The sequence below is a fragment of the Bradyrhizobium sp. USDA3010 genome (assembly GCF_056429065.1).
In genome coordinates, this window is record NZ_JBWJZD010000023.1 from 69,717 (window position 1) to 86,446 (window position 16,730).

General features: G+C 62.3%; 14 protein-coding genes. 3 read left to right on the forward strand and 11 right to left on the reverse strand.

Features of this window, described 5'->3' with window-relative positions; translation table 11 throughout:
* Window positions 1-95: 95 nt before the first annotated feature.
* Together AC066Y_RS28955 and AC066Y_RS28960 are read right to left on the reverse strand one after the other, a co-directional pair.
* Window positions 96-1,448: an NAD(P)/FAD-dependent oxidoreductase gene (locus AC066Y_RS28955; RefSeq protein ID WP_478276835.1), complete on the reverse strand. Its 1,353-nt coding sequence runs from the start codon at window positions 1,446-1,448 to the stop codon at window positions 96-98.
* A complete protein-coding gene (locus tag AC066Y_RS28960) occupies window positions 1,367-2,872 on the reverse strand; it encodes an FAD-dependent oxidoreductase (protein ID WP_478276836.1) in 1,506 nt (501 codons plus the stop codon). Before AC066Y_RS28960 ends, AC066Y_RS28955 begins: the two co-directional genes overlap by 82 nt.
* 192 nt (window positions 2,873-3,064) lie before the next feature.
* On the opposite strand from AC066Y_RS28960, the gene AC066Y_RS28965 reads away from it, so the two are divergent.
* Both AC066Y_RS28965 and AC066Y_RS28970 read left to right on the forward strand, forming a co-directional pair.
* Complete coding sequence (locus tag AC066Y_RS28965) at window positions 3,065-3,580, forward strand: YciE/YciF ferroxidase family protein (RefSeq protein WP_478276902.1); 516 nt, start codon at window positions 3,065-3,067, stop codon at window positions 3,578-3,580.
* Window positions 3,581-3,657: 77 nt separating this feature from the next.
* Window positions 3,658-4,173 (forward strand): inorganic diphosphatase, encoded by a 516-nt coding sequence (locus AC066Y_RS28970; protein WP_478276837.1) that lies wholly within the window; start codon window positions 3,658-3,660, stop codon window positions 4,171-4,173.
* A gap of 276 nt (window positions 4,174-4,449) precedes the next feature.
* Here AC066Y_RS28970 and AC066Y_RS28975 read toward each other — a convergent pair whose 3' ends face one another.
* The 3 genes from AC066Y_RS28975 to uvrA all read right to left on the reverse strand — a co-directional run bounded on the left by AC066Y_RS28975 (window position 4,450) and on the right by uvrA (window position 8,699).
* A complete protein-coding gene (locus AC066Y_RS28975) occupies window positions 4,450-5,058 on the reverse strand; it encodes a cysteine hydrolase family protein (protein WP_478276838.1) in 609 nt (202 codons plus the stop codon).
* Window positions 5,059-5,060: 2 nt separating this feature from the next.
* Complete coding sequence (locus tag AC066Y_RS28980) at window positions 5,061-5,573, reverse strand: hypothetical protein (protein ID WP_478276839.1); 513 nt, start codon at window positions 5,571-5,573, stop codon at window positions 5,061-5,063.
* A gap of 582 nt (window positions 5,574-6,155) precedes the next feature.
* A complete protein-coding gene (gene uvrA / locus AC066Y_RS28985) occupies window positions 6,156-8,699 on the reverse strand; it encodes an excinuclease ABC subunit UvrA (RefSeq protein ID WP_478276840.1) in 2,544 nt (847 codons plus the stop codon).
* Between the two features lie 173 nt (window positions 8,700-8,872).
* On the opposite strand from uvrA, the gene AC066Y_RS28990 reads away from it, so the two are divergent.
* Window positions 8,873-9,661 carry a thioredoxin domain-containing protein gene (locus AC066Y_RS28990; RefSeq protein WP_478276841.1) on the forward strand — a complete coding sequence of 263 codons (789 nt, stop codon included), beginning with the start codon at window positions 8,873-8,875 and terminating at the stop codon, window positions 9,659-9,661.
* Here the strand turns inward: AC066Y_RS28990 and AC066Y_RS28995 are convergent.
* Genes AC066Y_RS28995 through AC066Y_RS29020 form a run of 6 tightly spaced genes read right to left on the reverse strand, consistent with a single transcriptional unit; the run spans window position 9,603 to window position 16,670 of the window.
* Window positions 9,603-10,682 (reverse strand): hypothetical protein, encoded by a 1,080-nt coding sequence (locus tag AC066Y_RS28995; RefSeq protein WP_478276842.1) that lies wholly within the window; start codon window positions 10,680-10,682, stop codon window positions 9,603-9,605. The genes AC066Y_RS28990 and AC066Y_RS28995 overlap by 59 nt on opposite strands.
* Window positions 10,683-10,708: 26 nt before the next feature.
* Entirely contained in the window at window positions 10,709-11,239 is a 531-nt protein-coding gene (locus AC066Y_RS29000; RefSeq protein WP_478276843.1) for a c-type cytochrome, read from the reverse strand.
* Entirely contained in the window at window positions 11,236-11,766 is a 531-nt protein-coding gene (locus AC066Y_RS29005) for a DUF3341 domain-containing protein (protein WP_478276844.1), read from the reverse strand. The genes AC066Y_RS29000 and AC066Y_RS29005 overlap by 4 nt, the downstream gene beginning before the upstream one ends.
* Window positions 11,759-13,114 (reverse strand): NrfD/PsrC family molybdoenzyme membrane anchor subunit, encoded by a 1,356-nt coding sequence (gene nrfD, locus AC066Y_RS29010; protein ID WP_478276845.1) that lies wholly within the window; start codon window positions 13,112-13,114, stop codon window positions 11,759-11,761. The genes AC066Y_RS29005 and nrfD overlap by 8 nt, the downstream gene beginning before the upstream one ends.
* A complete protein-coding gene (locus AC066Y_RS29015) occupies window positions 13,111-16,017 on the reverse strand; it encodes a TAT-variant-translocated molybdopterin oxidoreductase (RefSeq protein ID WP_478276846.1) in 2,907 nt (968 codons plus the stop codon). Before AC066Y_RS29015 ends, nrfD begins: the two co-directional genes overlap by 4 nt.
* Window positions 16,014-16,670, reverse strand: coding sequence for a cytochrome c3 family protein (locus tag AC066Y_RS29020; RefSeq protein ID WP_478276847.1), 657 nt, complete (start codon window positions 16,668-16,670; stop codon window positions 16,014-16,016). Before AC066Y_RS29020 ends, AC066Y_RS29015 begins: the two co-directional genes overlap by 4 nt.
* Between the last annotated feature and the right edge of the window lie 60 nt (window positions 16,671-16,730).

Sequence of the window (16,730 nt, forward strand, 5' to 3'; positions counted from 1 at the left end):
AGAGTCAGCCCCGGGCCAAGCGCTCGGCTTTCTCCGCAAGGCTCCGGTTGCCTCATTGCTCTCGCTTTCATGCTTGGCTGCCTTGTCGCCCGCCGCTAGTCGGAAATATCACGGTCGATTGCAAAGTCATCGAGCAGGGGCGACGATCCTCCCGAGAGAAGCGAGCCGATCAGCTCCGCGGCTAGGAAGCTGAAGGTAATTCCGTTACCGCCATAGCCGAAGGCCGCAATGATATTCTTGCAGCCGGGCACTGCGCCGACGAGGGGCAGCCCGTCGAGGGTGGCGTCGAAGGCTCCTGACCAGGCGAATGCTACGCGGCTGGAGGCGCGCGGCCAGAGAGCTCTCAGGCGTTCCTTCAGTACCCTCGCCTTTGCCGGGGTCGCAGCATCGCGGGCGCCAGATTGAATCAGCCCATGATCATCCTCACCGCCAAAGATGATGCGGCCATCGAATGTGGTGCGGGCATAATGGTAGTTCTGGATTGCTTCCCAGATGAGCGCCTGCTCCGGCCAAAGATTATCCCTCTGCGGGGCAGTTGCGATCGCCCAACTGGAGGCCGGTTGTTGGACCGTGGATCGCACGATATCCGGCATGACATAACCTGTCGCCAGCACCACATGGTGCGCTTCGATCGAAAACCCGTCTTCAAGGCCGACGGTCACGGTAGAGGCGGTGTCGTCATATGCGACCGCGTTGGCCCTCAGAAGGCGGGCGCCGCGCTTGAGTGACAGGTCGAGCAGGCCGCGCGTGAGCAGAACGGGATCTGCGTCGGCTGCGTCACTTGACAGGATGGCGCCGGGCCGGACAAGCGCGAAGCGTTGCAGAAGCTCGGCATGGTTCAGTAGGAGGGACGGCAGATCAGTGCGGCTTCTGAGGCCATATTCGTCCTGAATGAGCTTCGGGCTCTCATCGGCCGCAAGATAGAGCGAGAGACGCGGCCGCATGTGACACGCGATTCCATAGTGCGCAATCAACGCCCGCAATCCCCGAGCGGCCCGGTGACTGGCGCGATAGCAGCGGACTGCCTTCTCGAAATCGTAAAGCTGTGTGAGTTGGAAAAGCGGACGGTCGATTTCCCAAAGCAGCATTGCAGTGCTGGCGACCGTGCTGCCGAGGCTTGGAATCTCGCGATCGATGATGACGACCTGCCGACCCTGCCGGGTCAGGCGCTGAGCCACCAGGGCACCGGTGATACCGGCGCCTATGACCAGGACTTCGCAGCGAAAGCTGTCGGCAATCGGCTCGATGGACGGTGGCGGGAGAACCGCCCATGGTGTGCGGGCGCTGCGCAGGTCGTCCTGTTCGATATCGTCTTTGAAGATGGAAAAGCTCCCGAAAATAGGTGAAGTGATCTCGTCACGCAGGCTTATCGTTGAACGGGTCGCAAGGCCGAAACGGCCGGCGCATTGATCGGCTGGCCATTGGGCGCGAAGATCGAGCCGTGGCATGGACAGTCCCAGCAGGTCTCGAAGCTGTTCCAGTGCAGATGGCAGCCGATATGGGTGCAGCTTGCCGAATGCAAATGCAGCTCGCCCGATTTGTCCCTGTAGGCAGCGATCTTCTCAAGACCACGACGCAGGATGGCGCCCTCACCCGGCCTAAGCTCCTCAAGCGAGGCGATTTCACCCGGCGCCACATACTCGGCGAGGTTTTGCAGGATCGTCATGTTCTCGCGCAGAAAATTCCGTGCCGCTGCGAGAGGTTTGCGATCCGGCGCGTAGACAGACCTCCAGGGGTGATCCTCGCCGAGAATGAGGGATGAGTTCAGCACCGCGCCCATCACACCATGGGTGAGCCCCTGACCGGAGTCGCCCATTGCGAGGTATATGCGCTCGCTGCCGGGCTCGCGGCCGATGAAGCCCGCATAATCGATGGTATCGAGTACCTGTCCCGACCAGCGGTGCGTGACGCTGCCAAGGGCCGGGATCAATTCACGCGCCCAGCTCTCCAGCCGGGCAAAGCGCTGGTCGGCGTCATTTGCCTCGCCGCTTTTGTGGTCTTCGCCGCCGACAAGAACGAAATCATGATCGTCCGGACCCGCTTGCAGCCGCACATAGTGGTAGGGATCCTCGGTGTCCCAATAGAGCCCGTCCGGAAGTTCACCCCGCGCGATCGCAAAAGCGACAACGTAAGTGCGATAGGGAGCAACCTTGGAATGCAGCTGGAAACGGTCGGCAATCGAGGCGTTGGTCGCGATCACGGCGTGACCCGCGGTGATCTGCGCGTGTGAGGTTCGCAGCTTAACGCAGCCGTCCCGTTCGGCAACTTCTTCGACCGGACTGTTGGCGAAGAAGCGAACACCGTTCGTTTCGCAGACTGCGGCAATTCCGGCAAGATATTTGAGGGGATGGATTTTTGCCTGGCGCGGATAGTGAAGCACGTGGCGTTTCTCACAGCCTTTGAGCGGCACGCCGACCAGCCGATGGACCGGCGCGCCGACTTCCTGCACCGCTTCCAGTTCCTGGTCGATGATGTCGGCCGGCATGCCATTGCCCTGAAACAGGTACCCATCCAGTCGCATAAAATCGCAGGCAATCTTCTCGCTTGCCTGAATCTCCTCGATCCGATCGACCGCGGCGGCCTGACTTTCGTAGAATAGCTTGGCGATTTCAGCGCCGCGCAGTTTCTTGAATTCGGCCATCAGATCGTCGCAGAGCGGCGCAAGGTGCGCCGAAGTCCGCGCTGTCATGCCGCGGCCGATACCCTTGCGATCGATGACGATGACCGACTGGCCGCGCTTGGAGAGTTCATAGGCGGTCGAAAGCCCGGCGATTCCGGAGCCGACGACGGCTACATCGCAATGCGCATCGCCTTTGAGCTCAGCCGCCTCTGGGAGTATCTCCGTGTCCATCCATAGCGAGGTACTGACCATCATGATCTCCGCGCAATAAGGCAAAACGCCCGCTCGGTGCCGCAGTTCCTCCTGCGACGGGAGACGGCCTCCGCGCGCCTTCGCAGGGATGGTCAGAACGGCGACCCGACAGTTGCGGCCGCTGCGGCAAGGGCTGCGAGGAACAAAGTCCAATCCGCGCCGTTCCATCGGTTTGAATCAAGGAGTGAGGTCATGGGACTATTCACAAAAGACATCAAGACGATGGATGATCTTCTGCTGCACGGTTTGCAGGACATCTATTATGCCGAGCAGCAGATCCTCAAGGCGCTACCGAAAATGATCGACAAGGCCACCAACCGGGATTTGGTCGCGGGCCTCAAGGGCCATCTCGAAGAAACGAACAAGCAGGTCGAGCGTCTCGAGAAGGCCTTTCAGAAGCTGGGCAAGTCGGCGAGCGGCACGCAATGTCCTGCCATCGACGGCATCATCAACGAAGCGGATGAGACGGCCGGCGAGATCGAAGACAAGACGGTACTCGATGCGGCGATCGTCGCCAATGCGCAGGCTGTCGAACATTACGAGATATGCCGCTACGGCACGCTGATCGCTTGGGCGGAAGAGCTCGGCCACGACGATATCGTGCGTTTCCTGACCACGAACCTGAACGAGGAGAAGGCGGCCAACACCAAGCTCAACACGGTTGCGCTGCGGAAGGGCGTCAACAAGAAGGCCTCCACCGCCGCCTGATCGCCGCCCACCGGGTCTGGCGCATGAACTCGCGAGGCCCGTACCCATTTGTCGACGCCGAGATCGACGGTCACGCCATGAGCAATCTGACAAAACTGCCAAGCTGGGCCGACGACGACAACATCTTCGCCGTTGTCGAGACACCGCGCGGAAGCTCGTGCAAGCTCGATTTCGATCCAAAGCTTGGTGTTTTTGCCCTGGCGAAGCCGCTAATGGCGGGTCTGACCTATCCTTACGACTGGGGCTTCATCCCCTCAACCAAGGCCGAGGACGGCGATCCGCTGGATGTGCTGATCCTGCATGACGCGCAGACCTATCCAGGCGTCGTGCTGCGCTGTCGCCCGGTCGGAATTCTCGAAGTCGAACAAAGGCGCAAGGGCAAGAAGGAGCGAAACGACCGTGGGTTTGCCGTGCCTGACCGGTCACCGCTCGAAACGGATATCAAGGATATCCGAAATCTGCCCTCCCGTGCGCGGGACGATCTCGAACAGTTCTTTCGAGCGACGAATGCGCTGGGAAATAAGGAACTGAAATTTCTCGGGTGGCATGGCCCGAACCGTGCGGCCAAGACCATCAAGCGTCTGGCCCGCTAGTCCGCCCGGTCTTAATGCACATGGCCTCACGGTTTAGGGTTCGTCTGCACCCTTTGCCGGCTTTACCTCTTCGGAACCGCCGCCCGCTGCTCATAGCCGGCAGCCAGCGCCTCCATTTTCGAAGCGGCTTCTCAATCATTGATGGAGGCAGCCAAACGTCGACACCGCGACGCTTCCGCAATCAAGCGGTATATTCGTTCGGCATTTCTTCCTAACAGTCGGGCAGCGGCATGAGTTTCCCGACGGACGCTACGCCGGAAAGAACTTGACCGGCTGTCAATCGTCGCCGCTCCAGCTCGCAAGGATGCTGGCAACTGGAGCCACCTCGATCTGCAAGCTGAATCGCTTGGTGTAGAGATTGATGAGCGCATCATGACTTTCATCGGACGAGCTGCAGAGCGCGTCCTCAGCGAGGATGACACGGTAGCCGATATCGACCGCAGCCAGGACCGTTGCGAGCACACAGACATCGGTCTCACCGCCGGACACGATCAGCGCGTCCACCTGATGCTCATCCAGAAAGGCCTGCAGCCGCCCATTGGTGAACGCGCAGTAAGTCTGGCGGTCGAATACTGTGGCAGGCGGCACAAAGCGTGTCAGGGCCGGCATCAGCTCAAGCAACGCCGGATCGACCTTGTCGCGCGTAACGCATTCCCATTTCTCATAATAGGCTTTCCAGACGCCGCGCGCCTCGGACTTGTTGCGGACCGGAATGAAGCGCGTGAAGACAGTACGTTGCGGCGCGTGCGCGATCAGCCTGACTGCCTCGGGTAGCGCACGCTCCAACCAGGGCGTTGCCCATGGGGCACATGGCGCGAACAACCCTTGCATGTCGATACAGAGATGGACGGCACGCGGACCGGGGGGTGCAAGTAGTTGCCCCATGACTAGCCCGATCTTTCCTGACGACCAAATCGCGTCAGCCGTCTTATGACCCGATCCAGAGCGGCTCCGATCGCCAGACCCGCAAGCACATCATTTGCCCGGCGAACCAGCCGGAGCACGCGTGTTGATACAAGAACGGCAATGATGGCCCACGCAAGATTGTGGTTGGCGGGCGGCAGGACCGCGCCGGCGGATGCGGGGGTACCGACATGCACGGCGTGCCCCGAGGGGAACGCATCCAGCGCGCGGCCGGAGAGCGGGATCCCGCGCAGATGGCCGCGCAAGGTGCGCCGGACCGGCCGCATCTCCGCTCCCCAGGTCAGCGCGCCCGAAATCCGCTCCGGCAGCGGACGGCTGTGACGCGCGATCGCACGCGCGAGTTCGATATCGGTGGACAAAGGATACATTCGTATCGTCATCGATCGCTTTGGTCTCCTTCGCAAACGGCCGTTACCCTGCAGCAATCGTCGTAAGAATGCGACTGGGAAGCGGAGCAGGTCATCCTGGTCTTTCAATCACCCGTCTTGAAAACCGTTCCCGGCGAGGAACTGTGCGTCGGACAGACGCGTTGGAAGTGAGGGACAGATACTGAAGGAGAGAGTCATGGGCTTTGGACGAGGCGCATTGTTGTGGTTGCTGGGCGTACCGCTGCCGATCATTCTGCTGCTCGCGATCTTTTGGCACCACTAAACCGGCGACAGGTCAGACTCTGACGCCGAAAGGAATGTCGAAGTGCCCTGAGCAGCCGACTGGTGCGAATATCCAAGCCTTACGTAACGTGGGTGTCCAGCATCGCGCATTGAACCTGACCGGGAAGCCCTCATTGCTTCTTGGCGTTCCAATGGGACGTGCGGCGGCAGTTCAACCCCGAGGAGCGCATCGCAACGGCCGACGCCTCCAGTGCCGCCGGCATAGCGAAACGCGTAAAGATGGTGCTCGCCTGAAAGCGCGATACGACCGGCACGACCATCGGCAAAACCCGCTCCATCCAGGACGTTTGCCAGACGCCGCCTGGCGCAAAGATATTCTGCACGTTATGCACAGGTGCAAAGCATCTTGAACTTCGGCAACCCCGAACTCGCTGCTTCTCATCCTCCCTACCGATATTCTTCCAGCACCCGCGCCAGATAGGGCGCCGTGCGGCTCGACTCGTGCCGCGCGATCTCCGCCGGCAGTCCCGCTGCGACGACCTGCCCTCCCTCATCGCCTGCACCAGGCCCAATATCAACCACCCAATCGCCTGCGGCGACGACGCTCATGTCGTGCTCCACGACAATCACGGTGCTCCCCGCCTGCACCAGCCCGTCGAGTTGAACGATCAGCTTCTCGACGTCGGACGGATGCAGGCCCGTCGTCGGCTCATCAAGGATGTAGATACTTCCGGACCGCTGGGTGCGCTGAAGTTCTGTGGCGAGCTTCACCCGTTGCGCCTCGCCGCCGGACAGCTCCGTCGCCGGCTGACCAAGACGGATGTAACCGAGGCCGACTTGCCGGATCACATCGAGCGATCTCGCAATCGGGGCACTCTCGACGAAGAATGCATGGGCCTCATCGACCGTCATTCCCAAAACGTCGGCGATCGACTTGCCCTTAAGCTTGATCTGGAGGGTCTCCCGATTGTAGCGCGCACCCTGGCATTCCGTACAAGGCGCATAAACGCTCGGCAGGAAAAGCAGCTCGACACAGACGAAACCCTCTCCCTGGCAGGTGGGGCAGCGCCCCTTCGGCAGGTTGAAGGAGAACCGCCCGGCATCGAACCGGCATCGGCGTGCCTCGTTCGTCTGCGCGAACAGCTTTCGCACGTCGTCGAAGAGACCTGTGTAGGTCGCCAGATTGGAGCGCGGAGTTCGACCGATCGGCTTCTGGTCCACGACGACCAGCCGTTTCAGGTGATCGATCCCTTCAACGATTTTGCCGATCGATGGCTCGACCGGGGCGCGTTCAAGGGCGTTTTCGTCGTCATCGTCCGGCACATGAGACTGACCAAAATGCCCCCTCAGCGCCTCGACGAGAAACTGGCTGACGAGGCTCGATTTGCCCGAGCCCGATACGCCGGTGACTGTCGTCAATACGCCCAGCGGGAATGCGACATTGATAGCTCTGAGATTGTTGCGCGTGACGCCGCTCAGCTTAAGCCACCCCTGCGGCGCGCGCACCTTTTGTTGAGGTGGAATAGCCTGACCAAACAGATATTTCGCGGTGCGCGATCTCTCTACGGATTTCAGTCCATCGATTGGGCCGCTGTAAAGGACTTCGCCGCCACGCCTGCCCGCATCGGGTCCGACGTCGACTATCCAGTCCGCATGGCGCACGACATCCAGCTCGTGCTCGACGACAAAGAGTGAATTTCCCACCGTCTTCAGCCTGTCGAGCGCACGCAGGAGTGCCTCGGTGTCGGAGGGATGGAGCCCCGCCGACGGCTCGTCGAGCACATAGACCACGCCGAACAAGTTGGAGCGTACCTGCGTCGCCAGACGCAGGCGCTGGAGTTCGCCCGGAGACAGGGTGGGCGTGCTCCGCTCCAGGGTAAGATAGCCAAGACCGAGATCGAGCAGCACGCCAAGCCGCGCGCTCAGATCCTGCGCGATCCGCTGCACGACAATCGTCTTTTCCGGGTGAGCGTCCCGTCGGCCAAGAGTGCCATTACAATAAGGCCCCATCAGCTCCGCCAGTTGCTTCAGCGGAACGCGCGCCATGTCGGCGATATCCATGCGGGCAAACTTGACGGAAAGCGCCTCTGGCTTCAGCCGCTTGCCGTGGCAGGCGGAACATTCGGCGCTCAGCATGAATTGCGCGACCCGCTTCTTCATCATCGCGCTGGTCGTATTGGCGAACGTCTCCATAACGTAGCGCCGGGCGCCGGTGAAAGTGCCCTGGTAGCTCGGCTCCTCCTTGCGCCGCAGCGCTCGCTGGACCTCCTTGAGGTCATAACCTGCATAAACCGGAACCGTGCGCTGCTCGTCCGTGAACAGGATCCAGTTTCGCGCCTTCTTGGGAAGCTCGCGCCAGGGCGTATCAATGTCGTAGCCAAGCGTCGTCAGAATATCGCGCAGGTTCTGGCCGTGCCATGCCGTCGGCCACGCCGCGACAGCACGTTCGCGGATGGTGAGGGTATCGTCAGGCACCATCGATCGCTCGGTCACGTCATAGACGCGGCCAAGACCATGACACTTCGGACAGGCTCCCTCCGCCGAATTGGGCGAGAAAGCCTCGGCATAGAGCAGCGGTTGCGACTTCGGGTAGTCCCCAGCGCGCGAATAGAGCATCCGAAGCAGGTTCGACAGCGTCGTGACGCTGCCGACGCTGGATCGTGTGGTCGGCGATCCCCGCTGCTGCTGGAGCGCCACAGCCGGCGGCAGGCCCTCGACCTCGTCGACTTCAGGCACGGCCATCTGATGGAACAGGCGGCGGGCGTAGGGCGAAACGGACTCGAGATACCGTCGTTGCGCCTCCGCGTACAGCGTCCCGAATGCCAGCGACGACTTTCCCGAGCCGGAGACGCCGGTAAACACCACCAAAGCGTCGCGCGGGATGTTCACGTCGACGTTCTTCAGATTGTGCTCGCGCGCACCGCGCACCCTGACAAACCCGCGAGCGGGTCGCCCGGCGCCCTGCTCTAGCTTGTAAACCTTGTCGTCCATCACGCGCCGCCAATGCTGTTAGGGCAGATAACAGGCCCGGAATCCCGATGATCCACTCGCGCCCTTCTCCTGGAACCATTGCCCATCCCGCTGGTTCGTTCCAACGATGGCCGGATATGAGGCGCATTTTGCTGTTCCCATGCTGGGTCGACAAATCTAGGAGCCATCTCCGTGTGCAACTCGCGGCATGGATGGTGGCGCTTGTCGCGTGGACCACGATGACACTGCCGGCGCAAGCAGCCCTCTCCAGTTCGCAGCTCGAGCAGGTCACCCTCGTGCCTCGCGCGAATGCACAATTGCCCCTGCAAACCCGACTGAACGACGTACGCGACCGCAGCGCGCCGCTGCAATATTGGCTTGGTGGCGTCCCGACCGTCTGGGTCCTGGCGGACTACACCTGCGAAACACTCTGCGGGCCGGCGGTATCGATCGTGTCGAACGCGCTGGCCGACGCTGGCTTGAGCGCTGGTCGGGACTTTCGGCTGGTCGTTGTCGGCATTGATCCCAAGGACACCTCCGCTCAGGCACTGGCCATGAAGAATGCGCAGGTCAGCCCGAGAAGCGGGCTCACCGAGCACAGCGTATTTCTGCGGGCGGCCGCGCCGGATATCGGCGCTTTGACCGACGCATTCGGCGTACGGCAAGTCTACGATCGCGAGCACGACCAGTTCGCCCATCCCGCCGCCGCCTTCGTGGTGACGCCGGACGGGCGGATTTCGCGCGCGCTCTCGGCCCTTGCGGTCGATGCCGCGAGCCTCCGTCTTGCCGTGGTCGAAGCCGGCCAGGGGCGTATTGGGCGCTGGAGCGACCAGATCCACCTGCTCTGCTATGGCTTCGATCCGACCAGCGGCACATACACGTTCGCCGCGCGGCGGTTGCTCGTCGCGGCTTCCTCCGTCAGCGTCATCGCCCTTGCCCTGCTGATCGGGTTGCTGCTCCGGCGCGAGCGCGCCACCAGATAGCGCCCAAAGGCTCCCTTTCTTGCGATCGCGTTAGAACCGTGTCGAATGCCAGCCAGAACACTGTGCCGAGGAAGAGGCCGGCCGCAATCAACATTGCGCCAGTGACCATCACGGATAGCCCGTGAATGACCGGCAGGATGAGGATTGCGGCTTCGAGCCAGCGCATCGCCAGCGCTAACCCGCACAGCGCCAGCAGCCAATGCGGGTCCGATCGTACGCGGCGGCTGAGCAATGCGCAAAAAGGAAACACAAACTGCCCGAATGAGAGCGCCGCCAGGACGAACTGCCAGCCATTCTCCGACCGTGCCAGATACCAGGTGACCTCCTTGGGGATGTTGCCCGACCAGATCACGATGTACTGCATGGCATGAAGGTAGCACCACAGCAGCAGGACCGAGAGCAGCAGCCCGCTGTAGCCACGACTAGGACCGATCTGTCCTGCCGACAGCAAGCCGGCCGCGATGACGAAGGCCGTTCCGTTCACCAGCAGGAAGCTGAGAAAGATAAGGCCATAGATCGAGGAATGAAATTCCGGCTCCAGCGATTCCAGCCAGTCGATCCCGGCAAACGACACGGTCAGCGTCCACACGATCGATCCGACCGATGCGGCACGCATCATCGTCTCGTCATTGCGCCAAGAGCGCCGGAGCCATTCGGCGAGTGCGATCCAGATCAGGAAATAGAGCACTGTCCGCAGCACGAAGAACCAAGGCGCGAACCAGTGCGCCTTGAACTGCGGCAATAGGGATCCATCCGCGATAGCGGGATAGATCTCCTTCATGAAGAGCAGGATGGGAATGAACGTCAGCGCGGCAACGGGTAGAATGCCAGATGTCGCGACAAAGGTCGGATGCAACGCCTCGGTCCAGCGGCGCCGCACCAGATAGCTTGTCATGAAGACAATCAGCGCGCCAACCGGAATGGCACCGCATGCGCTCCAGGCGACGAGATAGGCTGCAACGGTCGAGCGGGCATCGATCACAAATCCAGCGATCAGCACCAGGCTCGACACTGCCGCCACCGCGCTTCTTGTGATCCTGGGAACTCTCATGGCTGGCTCTCCAGCCTGGCGCGCTCGTCCGCCGGCACGTCGTCGAGCGAGGCATGACGACTGAGCTGCAGAACGCGAATATAGGCGACGATCGCCCAACGATCCGCGGGCGGCACGCGGGCCGCATACGAATACATCGCGCCATGGCCGTTGGTGATGACGTCGAAGAAATATTCGTCTTCCGCGCTGCGCAGCCGGTCGTCGTGATAGCTCGTCGGCCGCGGCATGCCACGCTGAACGACAATACCGGTCCCGTCGCCACCGGCACCGTGGCACGGCGAACAGAAAATGCCGAAGCGTTCCCGCCCCCGGGCTAGCAGCTCCGCCGACAACGCAGGCTTGGTGCTGGCCGCCTTTTCCCGGTCCAGATCATCGCGGGCCACCGTGTTCGCCGGAGGCGGCCGCAGCGCGCTGCCGCGAAACAGCGGGGCGCGCGAATATTCGCTGTAGCGCGGCTGCTCGTCCATGTTCTGATCACACCCGGCGAGCAGACCGGCAAACGCAACGATGCCCAGCAATCTGTTCATTCCGGCACCAGTTCCACCGACATGGCGCCGATTTTGCTGAGGAAGGTCAGCGTCTCGCCCGTGTCGAACTTGGCGTCGTCAGCGCCGACGCAAAGGAAGAACCGGTCCTTGCTCGCCCGCTGAAATCGCTCGCCGTTGAACACGGGATAGCTGAGCCGGGGCAGCCCATTCTGCCATAGCATCCCGATCAGCATGGCAAGCGCGGAGAACAGAATCGTGAGCTCGAAGGTCACGACCGCAAAGGCCGAGACCGGATAGATCGGCCGTCCCCCGACATTGAGCGGGTAGTCGTAATTGATGAAGAACTGCATGGCGAGCGCAGTGCTGGCACCGGCGATCGCTCCGCCGAGACCGACGAGAGAGATGTTTGGCCGCGGAAACCGCAGGGTGCGATCCAATCCCTCGACCGGAAACGGAGTGAAGGCATCGAGGCTGCGATAGCCGGCCTCCCTCGCCTTGCGTGTCGCCGCCAGCAGGTCTTCCGGACTCTTGAATTCAGCCAATGCGCCGTAGGGCTGCTTAGCCATGTTGCTGCTCCTCCTTCTCCTCGTGGAGCAACTCCTTGCTCTCGAAGATCGAGATCATGGGAATGAGCCGGATAGCGATGAGGAACGGCACCAGAAACAGCCCGATCGTGCCGAAATAAGTCGACCAGTCCCAGAAGCTTGGCGTGAAGTGGCCCCATGACGACACCAGGAAATCGCGATAGAGGCTGGTGACCAGGATCATGTAGCGTTCGAGCCACATTCCGACCACGACGGACGCGGAGATCAAGAGCAGCATCCTCCCGCTCCGCCGGACCGTGCGCAACCACAGTGCCTGGAGCGGAATGAAGTTGAAGATGACCGCGCCCCAATAAGTCCAGGCGTAGGCGCCGGCAAAACGGTCGGCCAACGTTTGGATCTCGTGCGCCTCGCCGGAATAGACCGTGTCGAAAACCTCGAATACATAGCCGTACGCCGTCATCAGGCCGGTCGCGAGCAGGACCGTTCCAAGGAGATCGAGATGATCATCGGTCACGAGGTTCTTGAGCCCGAACCAGGAGCGCAGCGAGACCGCGATGATGGAGACGACGGCGAAGCCGGAGAAGGCTGCGCCCAGTACGAAGTAAGGCGGGAAGATTGTCGAGTGCCAGCCCGGAATCTGTCCGGCCGCGAACAGCAGTGACACCTCGCTGTGAACCGAGACGACCAACGGCACGGCGAGCCCCGCGGTCAGCCGGTATGCCTGCTGCCAGCGCTGCCAATGCCTTGCCGAACCACGCCATCCGAGCGCCGTGATGCCGAAGAAGATCTGCCAGCCACGCCCGGTCGCACGATCGCGTGCCGCGGCCAGATCAGGGATCAGGCCGGTGTACCAGAAGGCCAACGAGACCGCTAAATAGGTGAGCACCGCCCAAATGTCCCATTCCAGCGGGCTACGAAACTGCGGCCACACGCCCGTGGTCGCGGGATAGGGGAACATCCAGTAGACGTACCAGGGGCGGCCGAGATGCAAAATCGGATAGATGCCGGCACAGACCACGGCGAACAGCGTCATGGTCTCGGCGAAGCGATTGAGCGAGTTGCGCCACTCGCTTCCGGTCAGCAACAGCAGCGCCGAGATCAGCGTCCCGGCATGGCCGATGCCGAGCCACCAGACGTAATTGTGGATGGCGAAGGCCCAGTTGACGGGGATGTTGATGCCCCAGATGCCAACGCCGCGCGTAAAGAGCTCGACCACCGAGATCACCAGCAACAGCAGCAACGCGCTCGCAAGCGCCATCGCAATCAGCCAGCGCCGTTCTGCCGGAAAATGCAGCGGGATGCCGGTGAGCTGATCGGCGATGCCGCCCATGCTCTGGCGTGTCGGCAGGATGTCTGATCGCTCGCTCATCCCTGCCTCGATTCCGTGTCACCGTCGCGCCAGCGCGCCAGATAGGTGGTGCGCGGTCGCGTCCCCAGCTCCTCGAGCAGCACGTAGTGCCGACCGTTGCGCTTCAACCGCGACACCTCCGAACTCGGATCATTGATGTCACCGAAGACAATTGCCTTGGTGGGACAGGCCTGCTGGCAGGCGGTCACGACCTCGCCGTCGCGCAGCGGACGGCTCTCCTTGTCCGCAGCGACATGAGCCGTCTCGATGCGCTGGACGCAATAGGTGCATTTCTCCATCACGCCGCGCGAACGCACCGTCACCTCGGGATTGTGCGCAGCCTGTGTGGGAGAATCGGCCGGGACGCGGTAGTCGAAGAAATTGAAGCGCCGTACCTTGTAGGGGCAGTAGCTCGAGCAGGTTCGGGTGCCGATGCAGCGATTGTAGACCATCTGATTGAGCCCTTCCGGGCTGTGCGTGGTCGCGTGCACTGGGCATCCCATTTCGCAGGGAGCGTCCTCGCAATGCATGCAGGGCACCGGGTGAAAATAACTCGTGGGCTCCTCGACGCTGCCCGTGTAGTAGCGGGCGATCCTCAGCCAGTGCATCTCGCGGCCGACCTTGACCTGCTCGGCTCCGACGACAGGAACGTTGTTCTCGGCCGTGCAGGCCGCGACGCAGGCGTTGCAGCCGATACAGGCATCGAGGTCTATCACCATGCCCCAAGCGTTCCGCGATGACGTCCATTTCGGATAGAAGCTCGCTTGCCCGGACGACGGCGGCTTTCCGGTCTCGCCCGGGCTCGCCTCGCGGACGAAGTCAAAGCCCTCCATCCGGTGATGCGATTGCGTGACGGCGAGCGTTTCGGTCCCGTCAAGCTTGCGCAGGCCGCCCTTGGCGAGCCATGGCTGATCGGGCGGCCGCACCTGGTAGGCATTGTAGCCGAGACCATCGCCGACACGCCCTGCCCTCGTCCGGCCATAGCCAAGATAGAGCGCGACCGTATTACCGGCCTGTCCAGGCATGATCCAGACCGGACCTGTGACGCTGCGGTCGCCGATCCGTACCTCGGCATGATCGCCATTTGCGGCCGACAACCGATCGGCCAGCTCAGGGCCGATGGTGATGACGTTGCTCCAGGTGACCGTCGTCAGCGGCTTCGGCAATTCCTGCAACCAGCCGACATTGGCGAATTGCCCATCCCAAATGGTAGGATCGGGCCAAAATACGATGTCGAGCCCGTCGTCCGACACAGCCTCAGCAGTATTTCCGTCGACCGGCCTCGCATCCACGAAGGCTGCGGAGCCCTCAACGAAGCCATCATGCAGCGCCTGCTTCCAACGCGCCGAAAACGTATCACCGAAGGCGGTATGCCAGGTCGCCCGCACGGCGGCATCGGAAGCTGGATCGATTTCGCCGAGCAGCATCCCGAGGATCTGGTGCACGGTCCTCACGTCATAGAACGGGACGATGACCGGCTGGATGATGGTTGCCGTACCGTCGACGGCTCGCGCGTCGCTCCAGCTCTCTAGAGCATGCGCAAGCGGGAGTTGCCACTCGCAGAGGATGCCGGTTTCGTCGCGCTGCCGGCCAACATGAAGTGATGTCCGAACTCGCCGTAGCGCTTCCGCTACGTTGAGCTCCCCGGGAGCGCTGTAAGCGACATTGCAATCGATCACGACGAGCGAGGAAACCTTTCCGGCGGTGATGTCGGACACCAGTTCTGCGAGTGTCGCTGCATTCGCCGGGCCCACGATCGGATCGGTGAACTTCAACGTCTGCCCGGGATTGCCAAGCGCATCGTTAATCCGCGCGGCCCAGATGGCCGTCGCCTCGCCCCCGACCGGACCGGCCGCGACCAGCGACTTGCCGCGTGCCTTACTGCAGGCGCCAGCTGCGCGTCTAATCCAGTTGCGCTCACGCTCGGTCACTTCACTCGCGCCAGCACCTTCGACGCCAAGCGCATTTGCCAGAGCTTCCGCAAGATGCGGCATGCGCCACGCATCCGCGATCAGGCGATCGCCCGCCATCGCGCCGGTCGCCGACGGCACGCTCTCCGCCATGAACAGGCGATTCCCCGGACGATCGGCGTACCGATGCCGGGAGGCGGCCCAGCCCCGCGCGTTGCGCACCTGGTAGGGCCCGGGGCCGAGGATGTCATCGTCGAGGCTCACAATAACGTCGCATCGCTCCAGCACGTAATGCAAGTCCAATGGCTTGCCATATGCCGCCGCCGCCAACGGCCGCTGCAGAACGGCGCCGGCAGGCGCGTGGAGGTGAACATGCGCCTTGGGAAACTGCCGGCGCAGCGCATCGAGCTGTCGCAGCATGGTCGGAGACGTGGTCGGCCCCACCAACAGCCGCAGTCCATCGCCCTGGTCCTTCGTCCATCCCTCGCGGAGAAGGCTGATTGCCGCAATTATGTCCTTCCAGCTAACCGGTTCACCGTGACGCGTCGGTGCGCCGGCACGATCGGGATCGTAGAGCTGGAGCACCGCGCTTTGCATGAAGACGTCGCTACGGCCGCCAGTGACAGGGTGCTCAGGATTGCCGTCCAGCTTGGTCGGACGTCCCGAATAGGTCGTGGCGATCACCGGCTGCGCGTATCCATCAAGGACAACGGCCGTGGCATAGGCGCGCGGCGCACCGATCGTCGCATCGTCGGGCTGGTTGACGTAAGGCACTGCCGCGACGAATGGGCTCTTTTCGCAGCCAGCGAGCCCGGCGAGCGCGAAGGATGCGCCCATCAGCTTGAGGAATTCGCGGCGAGCGGTCGGCGAAAACTGTTGCGCGGCAGGGTATTCCGCGTCGACGAAGGCCTGGAACGCTGGATCTCCTGACAGTTCCTCGATGGTCGACCACTGGTGCTGGCCGCCTTCCGGCGGCAAGCGCCGATCGCGCAGCTGTCGGACGTCGCGCTTCATCGGTGACACACGGTGCAATGGGCAAGTTCGCCAACGCGGATCTTTTCATGCGCCGCTATCGCCTCGCCTTTGGCCCGTGCGTCCGCCGGAGGCGTCCACGCCATGTCGGTGGCGTGTTCCGGCGGCCGCAGCCTCGGCGCGGGATCGCGATGACAATCCAGGCAGAACTCCATGGTAAAAGACTGGGCGCGATAGGTGAGCGCCATTTGATCGATGCGGCCGTGGCATGTTGCGCATCCGACGCCTTTTGCGACGTGGATGTCATGGCGGAAATAGACATAGTCCGGCAGCTTCGCGACACGCGTCCACTGGATGGGCGTGTGACGAACAAAGCTTTCCCTGACCGGTTCCAGCATCGCGGCGTCGGTCCAGATTTGCGAGTGGCAGGTCATGCACGTTTCCGTCGGCGGCAGGCCGGCTTGAGGACCGCTTTCGACACTGCTGTGGCAATATCGGCAATCGATCCCGAGTTCACCCGCGTGGTGACGGTGGCTGAACGGTACCGGCTGCTTTGGACGAATATCGGTCGAGGTCATGTAGGCGGACCGCGCAAAGCCGATGATCCCAACGGTGCCGCCGGCGATCAGCGAGAGGCTTCCAACGAGAAACAGCCGCATCCACGTATCGGCGGCGGGTGAGAAGATTTGAGCCATCCGGAGCCGACCAGCGGGCGGAGTACCTGATCGTCGTCAATCTCGTCTTCGCCGATTGGT